Origin of the sequence: uncultured Rikenella sp. (assembly GCF_948810725.1) — a bacterium.
Taxonomy (GTDB): domain Bacteria; phylum Bacteroidota; class Bacteroidia; order Bacteroidales; family Rikenellaceae; genus Rikenella.
In genome coordinates this window covers 1-21,245 of record NZ_CAQIVA010000011.1, presented here as the reverse complement: position 1 = coordinate 21,245, position 21,245 = coordinate 1, and the positions used below count along the sequence as shown (strand labels likewise).

The window sequence follows — 21,245 nt, the reverse complement described above, 5'->3', positions numbered from 1 at the left end:
CCGGCGCCAATCTGAAAAAATCATATAAAGCGTTTTTGCTCTTTTTGTTACGAGAACTTTTACCGTCGATTTTTGCCGAAAAAAGAACCGAATGCCACGAAGCTACATCGACATCATCGACCGCGAGAAACAAGAAGCGACGATCCGTCTGTACGGAACCATCGGCGAGAAAATCGACGGCGATCTCTTCGCCCAGGAGCTGGCCTCGCTCGATCATCAGTGCGAACTGATTCACCTGCGAATCAACAGCCCGGGCGGAGAGGTGATGCAGGGGCTCAGCATCGTGGGAGCGATGCTGGAGATGACCACCCCGATCCATGTACACGTGGACGGCGTGGCGGCCAGCATGGCGGCCGTGATCGCCGTTTGTGGCGACCGACTCTATATGTACGACTTCGCCCGGTTGATGATCCACGATCCTTATTTCGCCGGGGCGGATGAACTGACCCCCAAACAGAAGAAACAACTGGCCCGGACGCGTGAATCTCTGATTCGCATTTTGAGCCGACGGGGTAAGGATGAAGCCGAAGTGGATCGACTGATGAGCGAGGAGACTTGGTTTTCCGCCAAAGAGGCCAAAGCAGCGGGGTTGTGCGACGTGATCGTGGCCTCGCGGCAAAAAGCTCTGATGGCTCTCGCGCCGGACGAACTCCGCGCCCGCATTGACGAACGCAACCAATCAAAAAACGATACCGAAATGGGAAGAATCACAGAAAAAGCCGCGGGGATGCTCGGCATCAAGGCCGAAGCGCCGGAGGTAGAGATCTCCGCTGCCATCGAAGCGCTGCACAACGCTAAGGCCGAGGCCGAAAAAGCCAAGATCGAAGCCGAAGAGGCCCGTGCAGCCGCGGAAAAGGAGTTGAACGACTACAAAGCCGCCATTCGAGCCGAGAAAAAAGCCGCCTTTGTGGCGCAGCTCGAAGCCGGCGTGAAATCCGGCAAGATCGACGCCAAAGGGATCGACACATTCTCGGCCATGTACGACACGAATCCCGAGAACGCTGTCGCGGCTTTCGAGGCGATCCCCGAACGGGAGCCGATCCACAGCCAGTTGAAAAATAAAACGGAGAAAGACAAAGCCTTGCTGGAGGCCTCGTGGGACGAACTCGACAAATCCGGTCGGCTGGGCGAGCTGAAGGCCAAATACCCGGACGAGTACAAGACCAAGTTCGACGCCCGATTCCACCCGAACGAAGACTAACCGAAAAACAGAAAAACGAATTATGCCATTACAAGTAGAAATCTGGCAGGAGCACCTGGTCGGGGGCATCTTTGCCGCCAATCCCCACATGGACAAGTGCGTGAACGCCGACCAGTACGTCCTGAAAGGGAAAGTGGTTCACATTCCGCAGGCCGGCGCCGCGCCGAAGGCGGTGAAAAACCGAACCGATCTCCCGGCCAAAGTGGTGCGACGCAAGGACACCGACATCACTTATACGCTGGACGAGATCACCACCGATCCGGTTCATATTCCGGACGCCGACCAGTGCGAATTGTCGTATGACAAACGAGCCTCGGTGCTGACCGAAACGCAGAATGCCCTGAACGAGTTGGCCGGCGATCTGATGCTGTACAACTGGGCACCGCCCGCCTCGCGGATTATCCGCACCAGCGGCGAAGCCGTGCCGGCCCATATGGGGATCGGTTCGCGTCTGAAGTTCACTACCAAAGACCTGAAACGGGCGCAGAAACAGTTCAACAAAGACGGTGTCCCGACGACCGATCGCTACATCATGCTCGACGCCGATATGGAAGACCAGTTCACCGACAGCCTGACCGAGAACCAAGCCCGCGACTTCTCTCGCGCCTACGACGAGAAAAACGGCGTGATCGGGAAACTGTACGGTTTCACATTCTTGAGTCGTGCCTATGTGCTTTCGTATCTCGGAATGGGAGCCGTCGAGAAAGCCGAAGAGTTCGCCGCTGCCACCTGCGCTGCTGCGCTCTGCTGGCACAAAGACAGCGTCGAAGGAGCGAAAGGGGATGTCAAATTGTTCGACGACGAAGGCAATCCGCTCTATTACGGCGACATCTATTCGTTCCTGCTCCGGCTGGGCGGCCGCATCCGCCGGGCCGACAACAAAGGGGTGCTGGCTATCGTGCAGGGTATGCCGTCCGAGACATGGGCTACGGGCAAAGCGTATAAGGAGGGCGATTTCGTAACCTCCGGCGATCTGCTCTATATCTGTGTCGAAGACCACACCGCCTCGGCCGCTTTCGCCACCGACGAGGCCAAATGGGAGGTCGTAGAGTAACATGGAGACCTGGATTATCTACGTAATTGCGCCCATTGCCGTCGCGCTGGTCAGCTGGATACTCGGAAAGAACGGTCGCCGCATCGACGAGACCTCCAAATTAGTCGGTATGCAGCAGGAGGAGCTCAAACGGCTGGATCGAAAAGTCGAACGGCTCGAAGCGAAGTTAGAAGCGAAAGACGACGCGCTCGATCGCAAAAGTACGATAATCCAGGCCGCCTTTTTGTGCCGCACCCCCTCGGTAAAGTGTCCGGTACTGATCAAGCAAAATGAGTTCAACCAACAAAAGTATAACGATGTCCAGAGGATTGAGAAACCGGAATCCGGGGAATATCCGCCGGAGCACGACGACCTACAAGGGGGAGACGACAAGCCGAGACCCGGCCTTTAAAACATTCGAGAGCATGGCCTGGGGCTATCGCGCCATGTTCGTGCTGCTCGATACCTACAAACGCCGCCACGGGTGCGACACCCTTCGGCAGATGATCGACCGCTATGCACCCCCCGTGGAGAACAACACAGTAGCCTATATCAACACCGTGGCAAGCCGCTCCCACGTGGCGCCGGACAGTCGCATTTCGACGGATAACCGCGAAGTCATGGTACCCATCGTTTCGGCGATGTCTTTCGTCGAAAACGGGGTTCCGGCCGTCGCGGCCGACGTGGAGGCCGGGTGGAAACTGTTCATTCAATACCGGCCATGATGAAATGCGATTCGTGGCTATTGGTAGCCGCCTATGCCGTGCTGGCCGCTCTGGCACTGATGTTTTCCTGCTCGCCGCGCGCCGTGAAAGTCGTGACCGCCTCGCGTGACAGCAGCCACATTCGTACCGAACGCATTGTCGATACCTTCCGCACGAACACCGACAACGCCCTGTTGGCCGCTCTGCTCGAATGCGACAGCCTCGGCCGGGTGCGCATCGCTCGGATGGAAGCCGAGAACGGAGAGCTGGTTCGTCAGATGCTGGAATTACAGAACAACCGACTCCAGGTCGCAGCGCAGGCCCGGGTGCAGGAACGGTGGCGGGAGGTGATTCGATCGGACACCGTAATCCTCCGCGAGGAGGTGCCCGTACCTTACGAAGTCGAGCATGTGAAGACGGAGTATCGTCTGCGCTGTTGGCAACGGTGGCTATGCTGGATCGGCGTTTTCTACCTGTTCCGTACCCTCCTTCGAATCGCCTCCGGATGGCGTAATATGACCTTTAAAAACCTGTTAAAACTTTTCTGAACATGAGTAAAAAAGCAATCGGCCTGACGGAAGAGGGCATCCTGCTCGCTCCGCTGACCGGCGATGCCCTTCCGTCCGAGTCGGACTACTTCTCGCTCGGGAAGACCTACAAAGACACGGCGACCCTTGAAACGGCCGAAGGAGAAACGGTCTCCTGCGAGTGCGAGGAGCTCGACGACCCGGAAGAGGAGACCTACATCCCCGGGAAAACGACCCTCAAATTTTCGACCTCCGATCTCGATCCGGCCAGTTGTCACAAAGCGTTCGGCGGTACACTCTCCGAGAATGGCGGCAAATGGGAGGCACCGGACTCCATTGCCCCGCGCGAAGTGTCCGTCCGGTTCACCACCAAGTCCGGTCTCCGAATGGAGATCGCCCGTGCCAAAATCTTCTCGCGCATCAACTGGGCGATCAAGAAAGACGGCTATGGGCTGCTGGAGCACACGCTGACAGTACTGGTTCCGAAAGCCGCCGGGGTGAAGAAGATGACGATCATCGACACGTCGAAAGCCGTCGTACCTCCGACGCAAAGCGAAGTCTCGACGCAATCCGCATCGGCTCCCGCCTCGACGCAAAGCACGAAAACCACGTCGTCCGCTAAATCGTAGCCATGAACGAAACCACCCACACGAAGCGTCGCGCCGCCGCGACGCTACTGGAGCGAGGGGTGCGGGTGCAGTGCGTATCCGCACCCCTCCTTATACGTCTGTTCGGTTGTCGCCAGTTGTCCATCACGCTCCGCCAGCCGACATTGGCGGAACTGATCCGCATCAGCGAGATTGTCGTCGGCATGGAATTGAATCCCGACGACCTCGATCACCTGACGCTGGAAAAGTCCTATGGCCTGCTCCAGGCACATGGCCGTGCAGCATTGCAGATATTGGCGATCGCCGCTCGTCGGAGAGGTTTGCCGCGGCGATGGTTCGCCCGGTGGCTTAGCCGTCACCTCACTCCGGCGGCATTTGCCGAGGCTTGGATGGTCTTCATGCTGACGGCCGGTGTCTCGGATTTTATCGGCTCTATCAGATTGATGACCACGGTGGACAATCTGAGCCCGAACGTCACGGCGAATCAACAGGCCGAGTAGTCGGCCTGCATAGCCCGTGGGGCATCGTCGCGATGCTCGCCGAAAAATTCGGATGGACTTACCGATATATTCTCCATGAGGTCGCATGGGTCAATATCCGCATGATGCTGGCCGACGCGCCGCACTACGTTTCCGACCGCGAAGCGATTCCGGAGGCGACAGACGACGATCTGCGCGATCTGATAAACTCTTTTTAATCATAGACTATGGCCGACGAATCGGTAGACATACGGTATTTACTCAATTCGGAGGAGTTTGCACGCGAATCGGCCCGAATCGATGCCGCTATTCGCGGTACGGAGCAGACGACCTCTGCCGCGACTGCCAAGATGGAGAGCGATTTTCAACGTCTGAGCAAAGTGGTCGGTAAAATCGGCATTGCTACGGCTCTGGCCGCAGCCGGTCGCGAGGCATTCCGCTTTGCGCGCGATTTCGAAAGCCATATGCGCGAGGTAACGACCATTTCGGATGAAGTTTCGACCCATTTAGATGGGTATAAGGAGAAGATCATCGATCTCAGCGCCACAGTACCAGTGGCTGCGACCGAATCGGCCTCGGCCTTGTACCAGATCGTCTCGGCCGGCCACGACGGGGCGGACGGTATGACGGTTCTCGAAACGGCCGCCCGGGCAGCAGTGGCCGGGGTGACGGAGACGGCCACCGCAGCGGACGGCATCACCTCGATTCTCAATGCCTACCAAAAGAGCGCGTCGGAAGCGGAAAACGTTTCGGATATGATGTTTGCCGCCGTCCGATTGGGTAAAACGACCTTCGGAGAGTTGGCTGCCTATATCGCGCAGGTAACACCGACGGCCGCGGCCTACGGGGTCGAGATGGATCAGGTGTTAGCCGCCATTGCAACCCTGACCAAGTCTGGCGTACCCACCGCCCAGGCGGTGACGCGTATCCGGCAGGCTATCGTCGCCACCTCGAAAGTACTGGGCGACGGAGCTTTCGACAACCGCTCGTTGCAGGAAGCCTTGGCCGAAGTGGCGGCGATGGCCGGAGGAAGCGAATCGAAACTGCGTGCGCTGGTACCCGAAATCGAAGCTGTGAATGGGGTGCTCGGTTTGACGGGAATAAATGCCGAGACGGCTGCCGCGCATCTCGACGAGATGGCCCGGGCCGGCGGAGCGACACGAAAGGCGTTCGACCAACAAATGAAAGACGCCGATAAGCAGATCGAACTGTTGAAAAACAACCTGCTGGCCACTTTTTACGGAATGGGAGACGCAGCTTTAGATGCTGTCGGCGGCTTGGCCGAGGTGCTCAACGAAGCGTTCGCCACCGGGGCTATGGATAAGATGATCGCGACCGTCGGCACACTGGTCGTAGCCTACGGTACCTATCGGACACAACTATTGCTGACGGCTGCGGCCAAACGCGCCATGGAAAATGCCCGCTACGACGAAGAGGCACGCCAGCTGGCCAGTTTGCTGACGAAAGAGCAACAACGCGCGCTGGGAATTACGAACCTGACCCGGCTGACCAAAGAACAGGCGATTGCCGTCCGCGAAAAGATTGCCGCCGAAGCTCGGGCTCTACAAACGTCGGCCCGGTTGGCTGCCGCTGAGAAAACCGCTGCGACCGAAGCGATGCGAGCGGCGCTGCAACGTTCGATCGCCTCCAAAGAGCTCGTCCGCCAACGGCAGGAAGAACTCGCGCAAGCCAAACTGGCCGGCGATGCTGCGCGAGTCGAAGCTGTCGAAGCCGCATTGGCGGCAGCACAGGAAGAACGACACGCAGCGGCGATCGCCCGAAAAACAGCCGCCAATAACCTCTCGGCATCTCGTACCAAAGCGGCCGCGGCCGCCACAGCGGTCAATACGTTGCAAACCCGGCTGGCAGAGGCAACGGACAGGGCGGCGGCTCGTTCGAAAAATCTCCTCACCGTCGCTACGACCCGCTTGGCACGTTCATTCAAAGCGCTAAAAGCGGCGTTTATGTCCAATCCGTTAGGTGCTATCATCACCCTCGTTACGACGGCGGCGACAGCCATGTCGCTCTTCGGCGACGACACAGAAAAAGCAACTGAAAATACCCTTGGATTAGCCCGAGCAAATAAAAAATCCTCGGAGGAAATAGATACTGAGATCTCGAAACTGCAAGCATTGCAAGATGTTGTTAATAATGCAAACAATTCGTATGAAGAAAGACGGAAAGCGTTAAATCGGTTGAAAGAAATCGTTCCTTCTTATCATGCAGAATTAACCTCGGAAGGACAATTAATCAATAACAATACCGAATCCCTCCAGAAGTATCTCAAAGAGTTTGAAAAATCAATCCGCCTTAAAGCTGCGCAAGAAGAATTAGAGGAGGCATATAGGCAAAAGAGGTTACAAGAGAAAGAACGAAGCAAGGCTCAAAATGAACTAAAGTTAGCAGAGAGCAGGATTCCTCAGAATGTTTCGCAAATGGGATACGGGGAGGCTGGTGTTATCTCGACTCGCGCATCTTTCAATGAAGTAGATAGAGCCAAACAGAAGGTTCAAGACGCAGAATTGGAAATTGCCAAGGTGGATAAAGCTATACAGGAACTGAATAATGAAATAACTCGGCGGTCTAATATAGTCGAAGCGAACGATAATGCGACTAAACAAGTCGAGACAGTCGCGGCGCGCGTAGCCGCTCTGCGCAAGGCGATTGCCGCAGGGGAAAAGGAGTTGAAAAAAATGCGTTCGGGCGAATCTACTGCCACTGAGGCAGAGATTACCAAAGCGAGCGAAGATTTGAAAAAACTGCGCGAAGAGCTGGCAACTTATACCGGGGTTACGGAGAAAGAAGGAGTCTCTGCCGCCAAACGAGTACAGGAGGTCGGACAAACGGTACGGCAGGCCGAACTGGACACGCAGGCCCAACGGATTGCCGCCATGCGTGATGGCAAAAACAAACGACTGGCCGAAATCGACCTCGAATATCAGCAAACGCTGGCAAAAATCGACAAATCGAAAGCGGAGGCCAAACAAAAAGGAGCTACAGGCGATCAACTTACCGGATTCGACCGTCAAGCCTCCGAGGCATTTCGCAAGATGGTCTATGCCAAAACGGAAGTCAATCGTCAATATGCCGAGGAGACACAGGAGACCTATCGCGAGTTGAGCGAAGTTTTTCTGACCGAAGAGGAGCGGAAGACCCGGGCCGTCGAAGAAGAGGCGAACAAACGACGCAAGAAAGCCTTCGACGACGTACGAGCCGGAAATATCAGCGGCCGAGAGTTCGTGGAGATCAACGTAAAGATCGACCGTGCGGAAGAGAAAGAGAAATTCGATTTGGAAGTCGAGCGTTACCGTCGATATACAGAAGAGCGGATGCGCATTGAGGAGCAGTTCAACGAGGATGTAGCCCGGCTGCGAAAAGAGCGTCCGGGCGGAGGAGCGGAAAACGAGATTGAACAGAGAAAATCGATTCGGGATTCTGAACTCAAAACCTTAACCGAGGAATTAGGCATTACGCAAGAGGGGTTCGTCTCTTTTGTAGATTCCCTGGTATACTACGGAACGGAGAGTCTGATCTCAATCATCCATGAGGCCCAAATCGAATTGGATAAGCTCGGCAAAGAGGGTGATCCGGCCAAACGTGCCGCCCAGCAGAAACGGCTGAATGCAGCACAAAAAGAGCTGGAACGACGAAATAAAAAAGGCGGACAAACCAACGCGCCGACCTCGAAAGAGTTGAAGACATGGGCCGAATTACAACGTGTTCTGAACGACGTATACGACTCTTTCGGTGAAATCGGCGAGGCGATAGGCGGCACGGCCGGCGAAGCGATCGAGTTAGGAGGTGAGATCGCCACGGCCATGACACAGCTTATCGGCAGTATTTTACAAGTAGCAGACAGTGGTGCAACGGCCGTGCAAAGCACGTCGGAAGCCACTTCGACCGCTATCAAGGGAGTGGAAAGTGCATCGGTCATTCTTGCTGTCATCAGTGCGGCCTTGCAGGTGGCTACGAAAATCGCGCAACTGTTTACGAAAGACCACGAACTGTCCGAGGAGACCATCAAGACCTACGAGGCCTATATGGATGTGACAGACAAGCTCATCGATCGACAAAAGGACTTGTTGGAGGTCGTGACGGGCGTTCAGGCTGTGATGGCATCGAAAGAGGGGATCGAAACGATCGAAAAGCAGATCGAGGCGACTCGCGAACTGGGTAAAGCGTACCTCAAATCGCGTGCAAGGAATAACCACAGTTACGGCTATAAGACAGAAAAAAGACTCATTGATTACTGGAAAGACATTGAGGCCGCCGGGTTCGATTGGTATGCTCTGAAAGGAACCGGGAAGATGGAGGGTTTGTTCGATCTGTCCTCTGAAGAGTTGAAACGTTTGCAAAAGGAGCTTCCGATCGTATGGGCCAAACTCGACGAAGAGACACGGAAATATTTGGAAACAATTATCGAATGCGGCGATAAGATGGAAGAACTCGGAGAAGCGACCAACGAAGCTTTATCCGGTTTTACGCTCGACGATGCGCGGGACGAGTTGCTGGACTTCCTAGACGATATGGACGCTACGTTCGACGATGTGGCCGAGAATTTCCAAACCACCATGATGCACGCCATCAACCGCGTAGTGGCATCCGGCCTGAACGATAAGCTGAAGAAGTGGTACGAAAAGATGAGTACCTATCTGGAAGACGGAAAACTCTCAAACACCGAACTGGACGATCTGCAAAAAGAGTACGAGGAGATTTATCGCGATGCAGTTCAAAAACGAGACACCGCCTATGCCGCTGCCGGTCTGGTTCCCGGCATGGGTACGGACGGAGGGTTGAGCGGCGAGATTCGGGAAAACATCACCGAAGAGACCGCCACCCGGTTGGAGGGGCTGTTTCGGGTGACATACGATAAAGTCGCCGAGTTGCGTCAGTTGGCCGGCGAACAGTTGCAGTCTCTCCGGAACGGCTTTGCAGACGTGAAACTGATTCTGGAACGCGAAATTCTGATTGAGGAAAACACCCGTCGCACGGCAGATAACACCGACGGTCTACGCGACCGGTTGGAACAACTTTTAACGGCATTGTCCGACTTGAATCGGGGAGGTGGAGTCTATGCCAAGTGAGTACTACGTGAACGGACAGGCCCTGTCGGCTTTCGGCTTCATCCCGGGTCACGCGCCGGGGAGCAATCTGGCACTCTCCGGCGCGTGGGATATGCCCAAGCGAGCGGGCGAATGTTACCACACCTGGCAGGAGGAGAAGGGCATAGAGCCCTATGTAGAGGAAGAAGACCTGCTCTTCGGCCCGCGCGAAATCCGGCTGACGGGTTCCATCTTCAGCGAGAATCGCCCGCTGTTTCGTGAACGATTGGAGGCATTCCGGGCCTTTATCCAGACCCTTCCGCCAACATTCGAGTTGCGATGCGACTGGGGCCAGTGGCAGGTGAGTCGAAAGACGAAAGCGACCGTCGAACTGAAAGCATCGCGCGCGGCACGCATTACGCTCGTCTTTCACGAGTTCGCTCCCGATTTGTCCGGCACTGCACCGGCGCAATGGATTCTGGCCACCCGTTTTTGGAACGAACGCGGCGTATGGATCGACGACGCGCTGTGGTACGATCGGATGGAGACCGGCGTCTGGCTGTTGGAGACGGGGCTGTGGAACACCGCCGGAGTGTGGGATCGGAACGGTGCCTGGTACGGCAATCCACGAGCGGACATAGACGATTGGCTGTGGGAGAGTTTCGGCATGATCCTCTCGGAAGTCGCCGAGGTGGCCACGATTCCCGCCCGACGAGAGATCAAAATCACCCAACCGGCCGCCCGAGAGACGCTCTACGTGCCGGGCGGACAGGAACCGGGGTCGCTGACCCTTTCGGGCTGGTTGGTGGCGGCCGACATGGCCGATTTCGAACGAAAGGTGCGTTCGCTGTACTGGTTGTTCGGTTCCGCCGGAGTGCGCCGACTTCGACATCAGGGACGGACGTACGACTGTTTCGCCACCGAAGGCTTCACGCTGACCGGCATACAGAAACGCGAAAAAACCTATGCAAAATTCAAAATCAAACTCTTGGAGTGTGGAAACGAATAACCGGATAACCGTACACCGGGCCGATTCCCCGGTCTGTGCTCTGCCCTTGGGCCAAAAAATGGAACTTTCGGCCAAACTGATGGGTGAACTGACCATTCGCTACGACGTCACCGTTCCGGAACCGCTCGACCTGCGGGCCGGGGACTATATTGAGTGGCAAGACGTACGATACAGCCTGTTCGAGGAGCCGGATTACAAACAGACCGCCGGGGCTTATACATACAATCTCGTCTTTTACGCCCCTTATCATCTCCTATCCCACATCCTGCACAAAGACGAGGGAGCAACGATCTTTCCCTATATCGGAGGCCTGCGCGAGCATCTGAACGCCTTGCTGACCTCGATTCGGGCCGTCGATCCGGCGTTCGAACTGGAGACCGAAGAGGAAAATGGAACTCAGCTCCTCGAATTTTCGGACACCTACTGCCTCGACGCCCTGACCGAGATCTGCGAAGCGTTCCAGGTCGAATGGGAGATACGCGACAAGACGATCCTCGTCCGCAAACGCATCGGACTCGACACCTCCTATCGCTTCGCCTACGGTTGCGGCAACGGCCTCTATGCCTTGGAGAAGAAGGGAATCACCAACAGCCGGGTCGCTACGCGGCTGTACGGCCGGGGCGGCTCCAAGAACCTGCCGTCCTACTATCGACAGGAGGAGAATCCGCGACCGGAGACACTCGTCTTCGAGGGGCTTTATCTGGAAAAGAACGTCGCCCGCTACGGAGTCCGCGAAGAGATAGTGACGTTCGACGACATCTACCCGCGCCTGCGCGACGCCCGGCTTACGGAGGTCGTCGAACCGGCCGACCTCGCGACCGCCACTTCATGGAGCGTTCGAGTCTCGCTGCCGTTCGACCTGAACGACCACCTCGGCGAAGAGGATGCACAGATCAAGTTCACCGACGGCGAACTGACCGGCGAGGGCTTCACGGTAACGCACTACGACCCGGCGACCGGTATGCTGAAATTCAACGTCTCGGAGAGCAACGGTTACAAGCTCCCCTCCGCGACGCGTCGCCCTCGGGTCGGCGACTCCTATGTGCTGCTGCACATCGTTATGCCGCAGTCCTATGTGGACGACGCCGAGGCCGAATTGAAAGAGGCCACCCAAAAAGAGCTCGACCGGCGTTGCGAGAAGCGTTACGCCTTCACCCTCGACATCGACCCGCGCTACATCCGCCGTCACCACATCCGGTTATGGCCCGGCGACAGCGTCGTCGTCTGCGAAACGCCGACTTCCGCCGGCAGCTCGATCCGCATCACGGAGCTTACTTATCCGCTCTACGACCCCCGCCGTCTTTCCCTCGTTCTGTCCGATACCATTCTCTATTCGTCTTATGCCGAGAAGATCGAGGGAGACATTCAGGACGTCACGAAAGAGGTCGATACCGTCTATCGCGAGGCACGAGCCTTTTCGCGCCGGGCGTGGCGCGACGCCGAGGAGCTGGCCTCAAAGCTCGAATCTCTGCGCGCCGAGCTGTTGCTGGTCGGCAATCATGCCGGGCAATTCGTCGTCGGGGCTACCTTTACGGCCAATTCGGACAACGACCCCGACCGGTTTACAGCCACCGAAGGTAAGTTACAGCACGCCGTATATAAGGGGGCGACCGATGGTATTTGGCGACTCGGGAGTGCCCGTATCGTCCTCGAATCCCCCGAAGCACATTACCTCTATGCCCGGTGCAGCAAAACGAACGATAACGGATTCTTCTATGCGACTACCGAGCGTATCGAGGTCGAAGACCTGGAGGGATGGTACCACTTTCCGGTCGGAGTAATCAGCTCGCCGTTCGAGGGGGCACGGGTTTTCAACACCACACATGGGTTCACCCAGATCGCCGGCGGCAGCCTGACGACCGGCAAAATACAGGATGCGGCCCGTCGTCTGGTGATCGACCTCGACAACGGCACGATTACCGGGCCGGTGACGTTCAAAAATGACGACCATTTCGAGACCATTGCAGACGGCGGCCTGCTACTGACCTCGCTCATTAAGACGATAGCCGACGGCATCGAGACGGGCGGTCTGGCCGCCAATCAGGATAATATCCTGCTTTGGGGCGGCGGTACCTATGAGGCTGCCTTGAAATCGCTTGCCAAAATCATCTTGCGACACGACGGGTCGGGTCAGCTGGCCGGCGGCCAAATCACTTGGAACCGGGACGGCCAACTGGCCGTAAACAACGGTGCGAAAATCGGAAAATTCGACATTATCGATGGCGGCCTCGATTGGGAGACCGGAGGGCTAACCGAAGGAGATATAGTCCTCCCGTACGGACATATCCGAATCAATCCCAACGCCATGGGGCCTGTTCTGGAGGTCAGAGGCTCTGGCCTCAGTACTATGAAAGTTGAAGGTGACCTACTCATGCAATACGGTTGCATTCAAAACTTCGGCATAAAATCACGTTCAATTTCATGTGATTACACCATAACAGAAGACGGTATTGTCGTATGCGACAACACCGAAAAAATAACCGTCACCCTGCCAATTGACCCTTTCCCGGGGCAAATGATCTACGTTCGTCGAAACTACTCCGGAGCCGTCGATGTGAAAACCGCCGACGGTTCCCTGATTCGAAAAGGCAACAGCGAGTTCACTTCCCACGCTATTGGAGGCGTAGGCTGGACACACCTGTATATCTATCACCAAGAGGGTTATCAACGATATCGTTGGTTGATCAACCTGATTACGCACTAAGTCTTAAAAAATCTTACGAGATGACCGCATTTTACAAACCCGCCCAGGGCGACTCGGCCGCTACAGTGGCCGAGGGTTACGACCGTAATTTTCAACAACTCGAAGCCTCGAAAGTCGATGCCGCCGATCATGCCGGTCTGATGACCGATACCGAACGCGAAAAACTGGCCGACATCGAAGAGGGCGCTAATGCCTACACCCATCCTGAAAGCCATCCGGCCAACATGATTACCGACACGGAAGAAAAGGTCGTTATGACCGCCGAAGAACGCGAGAAACTTTCCGGAATCGAAGAGGAGGCCAACGCTTACACCCTGGCTCCGGCCACGGCCACGGAGTTGGGCGGCGTCAAGGTAGGCGAGGGGCTGGAGATCGCTGAAGACGGGACGCTATCCGCTACAGCCAGCGACGGAACCGGCGGAGGCGTCGGACAAGCATATCCTGGAACTACATCAGGAGAGATATTTAACGACTACTCCAGCAATAAAGCCGAAGGAGATTATTCTCATGCAGAGGGGAGAGGTACGATTGCTTCAGGGATCTATTCCCATGCCGAAGGACAAGGATCCAAAGCTGCGGGGAGGTTTTCTCATGCAGAAGGGTATCAAGGTTTTTCGATTGGTGATTATAGCCACTCAGAAGGACAACGTACTCACGCAAATGGTAACATCAGCCACGCGGAAGGATACACCACCATAGCTTCTGGTTATATCTCTCATGCAGAAGGTGAAGTAACAGTGGCGTCAGGTTATATCTCTCATGCAGAAGGAGCATATTCAGAAGCTAAAGGTCGTTATTCTCATGCTGGAGGTTTTTCTACAAAAGCCGATTGTTACTGCCAAACAGCTATTGGAATATATAATATACAAGAGTCTACACCGCCGTTGAGTTACTATTCTGCTGATAAAAAAGCTTTCTCTATCGGTAATGGACAAAGCGAGGGAGAGCGAAGCGATGCCTTTCGTGTCTTCTTCAACGGAAACGTCGAAGCCGACGGCACCTATACTTCACCGGCTGCCGACTACGCCGAACTCTTCGAATGGGCCGACGGAAATCCCAACAACGAAGACCGCGTAGGTCGGTTTGTTGTGCCGGAGGGTTCTAAAATCCGACTGGCAACCCCGGACGACACCTATATCCTCGGTGTGGTATCGGGCGCGCCGAGCGTCATCGGCGACAACCCGCTGGCTTGGCAAGGAAAGTATGCGAATGATGAGTGGGGCCGACCTATCTATGAAGATGTAGAGGTCGAATATGAAGATATTGAAAACGGGGAGCCGGTTATGAAAACCCGCATGGACAAAGTGCGCAAACTGAATCCGGATTACAATCCGAAACAAACCTACACGCCACGCTTGAAGCGTCCCGAATGGGATGCGGTCGGAATGGTCGGTAAACTACTCATTCAACAAGACGGCAGTCTGAAAGCTGGCGGCTTCTGCACGCCGGGACAAGAGGGCCTCTCAACGACCTCGCAAACGGGCTACTATGTACTGGAAGTTATCAACGATACCCAAGCGAAGATCATTGTCAAATAACTTCGTAGGCAGAGAAAAGCCCTCCGACCTCTATACAGAGTCTCAATTTGCAAGAAAAGGGCATGTCTGCACTTGAGGTTTTAAACCCTCGATTGCAGATGTGCTCTTTTCTTGTAAAATTTTAGGAGTGCAATCTGTTTCAGATTATATACCTTTGAGATGGCCTATTGGGTTTAAACGGAAGACTGTTGGGAAATCAGTCAAGTAAAACAACACTCGTCTACAGATGTCAGATTTTAGAAAGCAATTTCGGAAAATTATAGAAACTACTTATATCCCATCCAATATGGATCGAGAATCGAAATCAAAGGTGTGGATTGATATTCATAAGGCAGTCCTTTCGAATATACCGAAAAAACTATTTCGCTATAGAGGCGTGAATAACTATTCTGTTGAAGATTTTAAGAACGGAACCCTATCGTTGTGTCATGCCGGAATGTTTCCTGATAAATATGATTCCTATGTATATGTAAATCAAGACAAAATACGTGAAGACCTTGAAAGGTCATTGAGAGACGGATTGCAAATGGTTCTCTCACATATCGCACAAAAATCGCCCAATATAAAGGCAGAAAAAGCAGCTTTAATCAGTTACTACAAGGAATGTGGATATACGGATGATCAAATCGTAGACAAGATATTTAAAGATGAATATATTGGTTTTTGCAACCACATTCAGGCCGCAGTAAAAAAACAAGAATCTCGTTTTCGTACTCCCCGCAATAGTGCCAAAATCGCTTGCTTCACAGAAAGCGTACAATCCAAATATATGTGGGACAGATATGCTGACGGATATAAGGGTTTCGCATTGGAATACAATTTGAAAGATTGCATCTTTAGATATGTTCAACAGGCATTAAATGTATGTTTATTTCCTGTTATATATACAGACTTAAGACCCGATGTTACATTAGATGAAGGGATTATCTATACATATGAATATTTTAAACAAATCGACGACAAGCATCCTCTGCTTAACGCTCTGATATCCAGTATGTCAATTAATGAGTTGCATTGGTATAAATCTTATCTTTATAAAGATAAAAACGAATACGAACACGAGCGTGAATGGAGAATGCTTTATTACAACCTCAAGAACGAACATGATTATGAGTCAATACCAGACGTTGGATGCCTAACAGCAATATATTATGGCCCAGATATAACTCAAGAGAATAGAGATGTCTTGCATGAAATAGCCATTAAAAAGGGATTAGAGGAGTATAAGGTAGATATTGACACTGAAAGCCGTAAATATGATTTAAGGATAACAGCAATTAAATAGCATATAAAATTTTTCGTACTTTTCGTTTTGCAAAGTCGGTACTTTCCGTTTTGCCGATTATACGATAAATCACATATCGCAAAAGAAATCGCCCCCACCCCCCCCGTAACTTTCGGCGAAAACCCACCCCCGCACCTCATCCCGAAAAATAAGCGTACCTTTGTACCGATGTACCAGCCCACCATAAGCACCGACCAACTCGACACCTGCCCCCTCTGCCACTTTCCCGGCCGGATCCTCGTCGTAGACAGCCCCGAGACCCTCCTCGAAGCCGAACGGATACTCTCCGGCGCCACCCTCCTCGGCTACGACACCGAGACCCGCCCCTCCTTCGAGAAAGGCATCCGCCACCCCCTCTCCCTCATCCAGATCGCCACCGCCGACACCGCCCTCCTGTTCCGCGTCCGCCTCCAGCCCCTCTCCGCCCCCCTCTGCCGTCTCCTCTCCTCCCCCGACGTTCTGAAAATCGGCGCCGCCCTCCGCGACGACCTCCGCAGCATGCGCCGCGTCGCCGACCTCCTCCCCGCCGGCTTTCTCGACCTCCAGACCCTCGTCCCCCACTGGGGCATCCAGGAACTCAGCGTCAAGAAGATGGCCGCCATCGTCCTGGGCCGCAAAATCTCCAAAGCCCAACGCCTCACCAACTGGGACGCCGACCCCCTCACCCCCGCCCAGCAAGACTACGCCGCCCTCGACGCCTGGGTCTGCCGCGAAATCTACCTCCGCCTGCGCGCCGACGACCCCCGCCTGATGGAACGCCTTCAGGAACAGCACCTCCGTCAGCAGCCCATCTGTCCCGAACCCTCCGCCGCCGCAGCCGTAGGGCGTAAACCCGCCCGCCGCCCTCGCCGCCGCCCCCGTTCCCACTCCACCCACAACACATCCGACAACAACCATGACACAACCCCTTCCCCGTCTGACCCTTCGACCCGGTAAAGAACAATCCCTCCAGCGACGCCACCCCTGGGTCTTCTCCGGCGCCATCTCCCGCGCCGACCGCCAGCCCCAGGAAGGCGACCTCGTCGACCTCTACACCTCCACCGGCGACTTCATCGCCCGCGGCCACTGCGGCATCGGCTCCATCGCCGTCCGCATCCTCACCTTCGACCCCGCCGAGACCATCGACCCCGACTTCTGGCACCGCCGGCTCCAGGCCGCCTACCGCCTGCGCCAGACCCTCCGCCTGACCGACACCCCCTCCACCACCTGCTACCGCCTCGTCCACGGCGAAGGCGACAACCTACCCGGCCTCGTCATCGACATCTACGGCACCACCGCCGTCATCCAGGCCCACTCCGTCGGCATGTACCTCGTCCGCCACCAGCTCGCCCACGCCCTCCGCACCGTTTACGGCCCCGAGCGGCTGCACGCCGTCTACGACAAAAGCTCCGGCACCCTTCCCCCCAAGAGCGGCCTCGACCCCGTCGACAGCTACCTCTGGCGCACCGACGACCCCACCCCTCATCCCCTCGACCCCCGCCTCGTGCTCGAGAACAGCCACCCCTTCCGCGCCGACTGGGAAGGCGGCCAGAAGACCGGCTTCTTCCTCGACCAGCGCGACAACCGCGCCCTCGTCGGCCACTACGCCCGCGGCCGCCGCGTCCTGAACACCTTCTGCTACACCGGCGGCTTCTCCGTCTACGCCCTTCGCGGCGGCGCCCTCTCCGTCGACTCCGTCGACAGCTCCGAGAAAGCCATCCGCCTCTGCACCGAGAACATCGCCCTGAGCACCCCCACCGTTCCCCACCGCGAACTCGTCGCCGACGCCCTCGCCTACGTCCGCCAGATGCCCCCCGACGCCTACGACCTCGTGATCCTCGACCCTCCCGCCTTCGCCAAACACCAAAAAGCCCTCCCCAACGCCCTCCAGGGCTACAAACGGCTCAACGCCGCCGCCCTAGAGAAGATGCCCGCCGGCAGCCTCCTCTTCACCTTCAGCTGCTCCCAAGCCGTCTCGCGCGAACAGTTTCGTTTAGCCGTCTTCAGCGCCGCCGCCCAGGCCGGCCGCCGCGTCCGCATCCTCCACCAGCTGACCCAGCCCGCCGACCACCCCGTCAACATCTACCACCCCGAAGGCGAATACCTGAAAGGCCTCGTCCTCTACGTCGAGTGACCCTTTTTTGTTCGGCACACCCCTTGCGTGTTTCAACCGGTTTTTATACATTTTATTGTAATTTTTTAAATCGAAACCCTCTTACAGATACTTTTAGAGGCGATTTCACTTTTTAAGTTTCAATCGAATTTAAATATAATGTAGTAACTTTTAAATATTGTGTTGTAAAAATGCAACATAATGCAGCAACGGAATCGCCCCGACCCATTTCGTTTCGACTTGTGTAACGGACTGATAAATAGAGTGATAGATTGCCGATTTTCCCGGCATCCGAAGCCCTCCCTCCTCCCCCGCGACCAGCAGAGCCCGAGAACCCTCCCTCCGCTTTTTTTCGGCCTTTTTTCGGCCCCCTAAAATTTTGATTTCCAACCCCTAAAAACCCCCACCGCGAGATACTAAACGCCCCCCGCGCCACGTTTTACCATGAAAGCCCCGAGCAAGATGAAACGCCGTTATTTGATCCTTCTGATCCTCATCGGGTTACAGCAGCTGTCCCAGCCCGTTTCGGCCCTCCAGCAGATCCGCGCCCGTCCCGTGCTCAAAGGCGACAAAGAGTACAACGCCATCCTGCTGCACGTGGCCCAGTACTTCGTTCTGACCATCCCCGACGGCCGCACCGTCGGCGACATCGACGCCGCCGTTCGTTGCACCTTCGTGATCGCCCCCGACGGCGCCCTTCGCCAGCTGGAGATCGAGAACGAGACCGACGGCTGGACCGGTTTTTTCGAAGAGAAAAGCCGCACCGAGATGTGGCTTCGCGACGCCGTTTTAGAAGGGATGCGTCGCATTCCCGCTTTCGATATGAGCCGGATCCGCGCCTCGAAATCGGCCAAGAAACGCACCGTCGTCTTCTCCTTCGGCCGTCCCGGCACCTCCACCGATATCCCCTCGATGGGTTTCCACCAAGAGTCCGTCGACGCCAATACCCGGCAGTCTATTTCCGAGCAACAGCAAGCCATTCGCGACGGCAAAGCCGTGAGCGAACAGCCGCGTTACGGGATGACCCGCTCCGAAGCCGAGCGTCGTTATCGGAACCAGACCCCCGCGTGGGCCGGTTTTACCGACGAGAACATCCGTTCGACCATGCGTCCGAAGTACGAACCCGACCGTCAGTCCTTGCCGGTACTTCGTCCTCCTCACCCTCGTCCGCCTCGTCGCGACAGCCTTCCCCCGTTGGAAGTCGCCGTGACCCTGCAATAGGACGAGTGTAAAACCATCGATTTTCGTTTGGCTATTCGCGTCAGAACCGAGTTCTTTGTCACCGCCTCACAAAGATTTGCGCCGCCGGCAGTTTTAGGATGCGCAGCATCCGTCTGAAGTCTTTTTGGTTCTTTTTCTTCAGAAAAAGAACAGTACCCTCAAATCATCGCGCGCCCCGCCTTAGGAGGGAAATCGTCAAAATGCACTTGTGCGTTTTGACAAGATTTCCCCAGGCGCGCGAACAAAGAGTTGGGCTGAGGCGGTTAAGCGATACGCAGTATCGCTCCGTCCCGCCGGGGCGCCCATCGGGCGTTTTGCTAGGGTTCTCTTTGCCTTATTAACCGGACGCCGCCCGCGCAGGGCAGTTTCATCCGGGTCGAAGCTCGACCGCGCGCCACGCCTTAGGAGGGAAATCGTCAAAACTTGCTTGCACGTTTTGACAAGATTTCCCCCGGCGCGCGAACAGAGAATGGAGATAGAGGCGCCCATTAAAAGACGCCGTGCGTCCGTTTATTCCGAGAGGCAGCGCAACTGAAGACCGTAGGCGCGGCTGCTCGCGTAGCTGGGATTGAGGTACGTCACGTAGAAATCCAAGTACACCCCATTGATTCCGTTCACAAACGACGAATAACTGAACCCGTGACTGCCGACGTAGCTCAGCCCGCCATCGGCTCTCTCGCGGAAGCCCGGGGCGGCCAGATTCAGGATAATAATAAAGGTCAGTATATCAGATACTTCCCCCGTTTTTCGAGAAACCCCCTCGACGGCCTCCAGAACCCCCTGATCTGCGGCGTCACCCGACACCCCGCCTCCAGAAACAACCGTCTTAACTGCCGCGTTCCCAGTACCTTATCGAACATCGCCAACCGGCCCTCCGCCGCCTCTTCCAACGGCTTGTGTCCCGGCGCCATCGCCGCCAGCTCCTGTAGGATGTAGAAAGGAACCAGCGTAAAGAGAAGAGAATCAGCCTCCCCCGCCTCCCTCGGCAGGAAAATCTCCACCCCGTGCATCATCGTCCCCTTGTCCGCCCCGTAGAACGGCCGGTAGTGAATCGGTCGGAAGCGACACCCCGCCAGCTCCGGCAACCCGTTGAGCCTCCGCGCCAACCCCTCCGCATCCCCGATCCACCCCGCCGCCACCGTCCGGAACGGCAACGTGTATCCCACCCCGATATGGAGCGTCCCCAGCTCCCCGATCGTCCCCGTCGCCGGATAGTAGAGCGCCCCCTCCGCCGTCGGAATGTGCGGCGACGTCGCCACCCACGGCAGCCCGCACTCCTCCCACCCCATCTCCCGTCGCCACCCCTCCATCGGAATCACCGTCAGCCCGCACCGCGCCCCTCCCCGCAACATCCCCTCCCCGTCGAGCATCCTCGCCAGCTCGCCCACCGTCATCCCGTGAATGTACGGTATCGGATACGCACTCACGAACGATGCGTATCCCGCCTCGATCTCCTCCCGCCCCTCGACCCGGCATCCTCCCAGCGGATTCGGCCTGTCGAGCACCACCACCGGCACCCCCGCCTCCGCCGCCCCCTCCATCACCCGTCCCATCGTCGAGATGTACGTGTAGCTTCGCGTCCCGATGTCCTGAATGTCGAACACCAGCACCTCCACCCCCTCCAGCATCTCCCTCGTCGGCCTCGTCGTTCGTCCGTACAGGCTGAACACCCTCACCCCCGTCCGCTTGTCCACCCCCGACGCCACCGCCTGCCCCGCCTCCGCATCCCCCCGCACCCCATGCTCCGGCCCGTAGAGCGCCGCCAGCTCGAACATCCCCCTCCGTGCCGCACTGTCCAAAAT

Annotated in this window: 17 protein-coding genes; 16 read left to right on the top strand and 1 reads right to left on the bottom strand. The window is 56.2% G+C overall.

Annotated features, from left to right (window positions below; all coding sequences use genetic code 11):
* Positions 1 to 91 precede the first annotated feature (91 nt).
* The 16 genes from Q9S52_RS05420 to Q9S52_RS05345 all read left to right on the top strand — a co-directional run bounded on the left by Q9S52_RS05420 (position 92) and on the right by Q9S52_RS05345 (position 19,443).
* A complete protein-coding gene (locus tag Q9S52_RS05420) occupies positions 92 to 1,201 on the top strand; it encodes a head maturation protease, ClpP-related (protein ID WP_304708415.1) in 1,110 nt (369 codons plus the stop codon).
* Positions 1,202 to 1,223: 22 nt separating this feature from the next.
* Positions 1,224 to 2,255 carry a phage capsid protein gene (locus Q9S52_RS05415; RefSeq protein ID WP_300725905.1) on the top strand — a complete coding sequence of 344 codons (1,032 nt, stop codon included), beginning with the start codon at positions 1,224 to 1,226 and terminating at the stop codon, positions 2,253 to 2,255.
* A 1-nt stretch (position 2,256) separates the two neighbouring features.
* Positions 2,257 to 2,646 carry a hypothetical protein gene (locus tag Q9S52_RS05410; protein ID WP_297628700.1) on the top strand — a complete coding sequence of 130 codons (390 nt, stop codon included), beginning with the start codon at positions 2,257 to 2,259 and terminating at the stop codon, positions 2,644 to 2,646.
* Positions 2,552 to 2,959, top strand: a complete 408-nt coding sequence (locus tag Q9S52_RS05405) for a structural protein P5 (protein ID WP_304708414.1) — start codon at positions 2,552 to 2,554, stop codon at positions 2,957 to 2,959. Before Q9S52_RS05410 ends, Q9S52_RS05405 begins: the two co-directional genes overlap by 95 nt.
* A complete protein-coding gene (locus Q9S52_RS05400; protein WP_304708412.1) occupies positions 2,956 to 3,486 on the top strand; it encodes a hypothetical protein in 531 nt (176 codons plus the stop codon). Before Q9S52_RS05405 ends, Q9S52_RS05400 begins: the two co-directional genes overlap by 4 nt.
* A 2-nt stretch (positions 3,487 to 3,488) precedes the next feature.
* Positions 3,489 to 4,094, top strand: a complete 606-nt coding sequence (locus tag Q9S52_RS05395) for a hypothetical protein (RefSeq protein ID WP_297628694.1) — start codon at positions 3,489 to 3,491, stop codon at positions 4,092 to 4,094.
* Between the two features lie 2 nt (positions 4,095 to 4,096).
* Positions 4,097 to 4,573, top strand: coding sequence for a hypothetical protein (locus Q9S52_RS05390; RefSeq protein ID WP_304708411.1), 477 nt, complete (start codon positions 4,097 to 4,099; stop codon positions 4,571 to 4,573).
* A 32-nt stretch (positions 4,574 to 4,605) separates the two neighbouring features.
* The gene (locus Q9S52_RS05385; protein WP_304708410.1) at positions 4,606 to 4,770 is read left to right on the top strand and encodes a hypothetical protein; all 165 of its coding nucleotides are present in this window, start codon (positions 4,606 to 4,608) and stop codon (positions 4,768 to 4,770) included.
* Positions 4,771 to 4,779: 9 nt separating this feature from the next.
* Positions 4,780 to 9,636 carry a phage tail tape measure protein gene (locus Q9S52_RS05380; protein ID WP_304774187.1) on the top strand — a complete coding sequence of 1,619 codons (4,857 nt, stop codon included), beginning with the start codon at positions 4,780 to 4,782 and terminating at the stop codon, positions 9,634 to 9,636.
* On the top strand, positions 9,626 to 10,603 hold the full coding sequence (locus tag Q9S52_RS05375) for a hypothetical protein (RefSeq protein WP_304708409.1): 978 nt from the start codon (positions 9,626 to 9,628) through the stop codon (positions 10,601 to 10,603). The genes Q9S52_RS05380 and Q9S52_RS05375 overlap by 11 nt, the downstream gene beginning before the upstream one ends.
* A 58-nt stretch (positions 10,604 to 10,661) precedes the next feature.
* Entirely contained in the window at positions 10,662 to 13,307 is a 2,646-nt protein-coding gene (locus Q9S52_RS05370; RefSeq protein ID WP_304708408.1) for a hypothetical protein, read from the top strand.
* Positions 13,308 to 13,327: 20 nt separating this feature from the next.
* The gene (locus tag Q9S52_RS05365) at positions 13,328 to 14,845 is read left to right on the top strand and encodes a peptidase G2 autoproteolytic cleavage domain-containing protein (RefSeq protein ID WP_304708407.1); all 1,518 of its coding nucleotides are present in this window, start codon (positions 13,328 to 13,330) and stop codon (positions 14,843 to 14,845) included.
* A 226-nt stretch (positions 14,846 to 15,071) separates the two neighbouring features.
* Positions 15,072 to 16,130, top strand: a complete 1,059-nt coding sequence (locus tag Q9S52_RS05360) for a DUF2971 domain-containing protein (RefSeq protein WP_304708406.1) — start codon at positions 15,072 to 15,074, stop codon at positions 16,128 to 16,130.
* 168 nt (positions 16,131 to 16,298) lie between these two features.
* A complete protein-coding gene (locus tag Q9S52_RS05355; protein ID WP_304708433.1) occupies positions 16,299 to 17,066 on the top strand; it encodes a 3'-5' exonuclease in 768 nt (255 codons plus the stop codon).
* Positions 17,026 to 18,243: a class I SAM-dependent rRNA methyltransferase gene (locus Q9S52_RS05350; protein ID WP_304708405.1), complete on the top strand. Its 1,218-nt coding sequence runs from the start codon at positions 17,026 to 17,028 to the stop codon at positions 18,241 to 18,243. Before Q9S52_RS05355 ends, Q9S52_RS05350 begins: the two co-directional genes overlap by 41 nt.
* A 441-nt stretch (positions 18,244 to 18,684) precedes the next feature.
* Positions 18,685 to 19,443, top strand: coding sequence for a hypothetical protein (locus tag Q9S52_RS05345; protein ID WP_304708404.1), 759 nt, complete (start codon positions 18,685 to 18,687; stop codon positions 19,441 to 19,443).
* 719 nt (positions 19,444 to 20,162) lie between these two features.
* Here Q9S52_RS05345 and Q9S52_RS05340 read toward each other — a convergent pair.
* On the bottom strand, positions 20,163 to 21,245 hold a 1,083-nt coding region (locus Q9S52_RS05340), incomplete at its 5' end, for a DUF1343 domain-containing protein (RefSeq protein ID WP_304708403.1).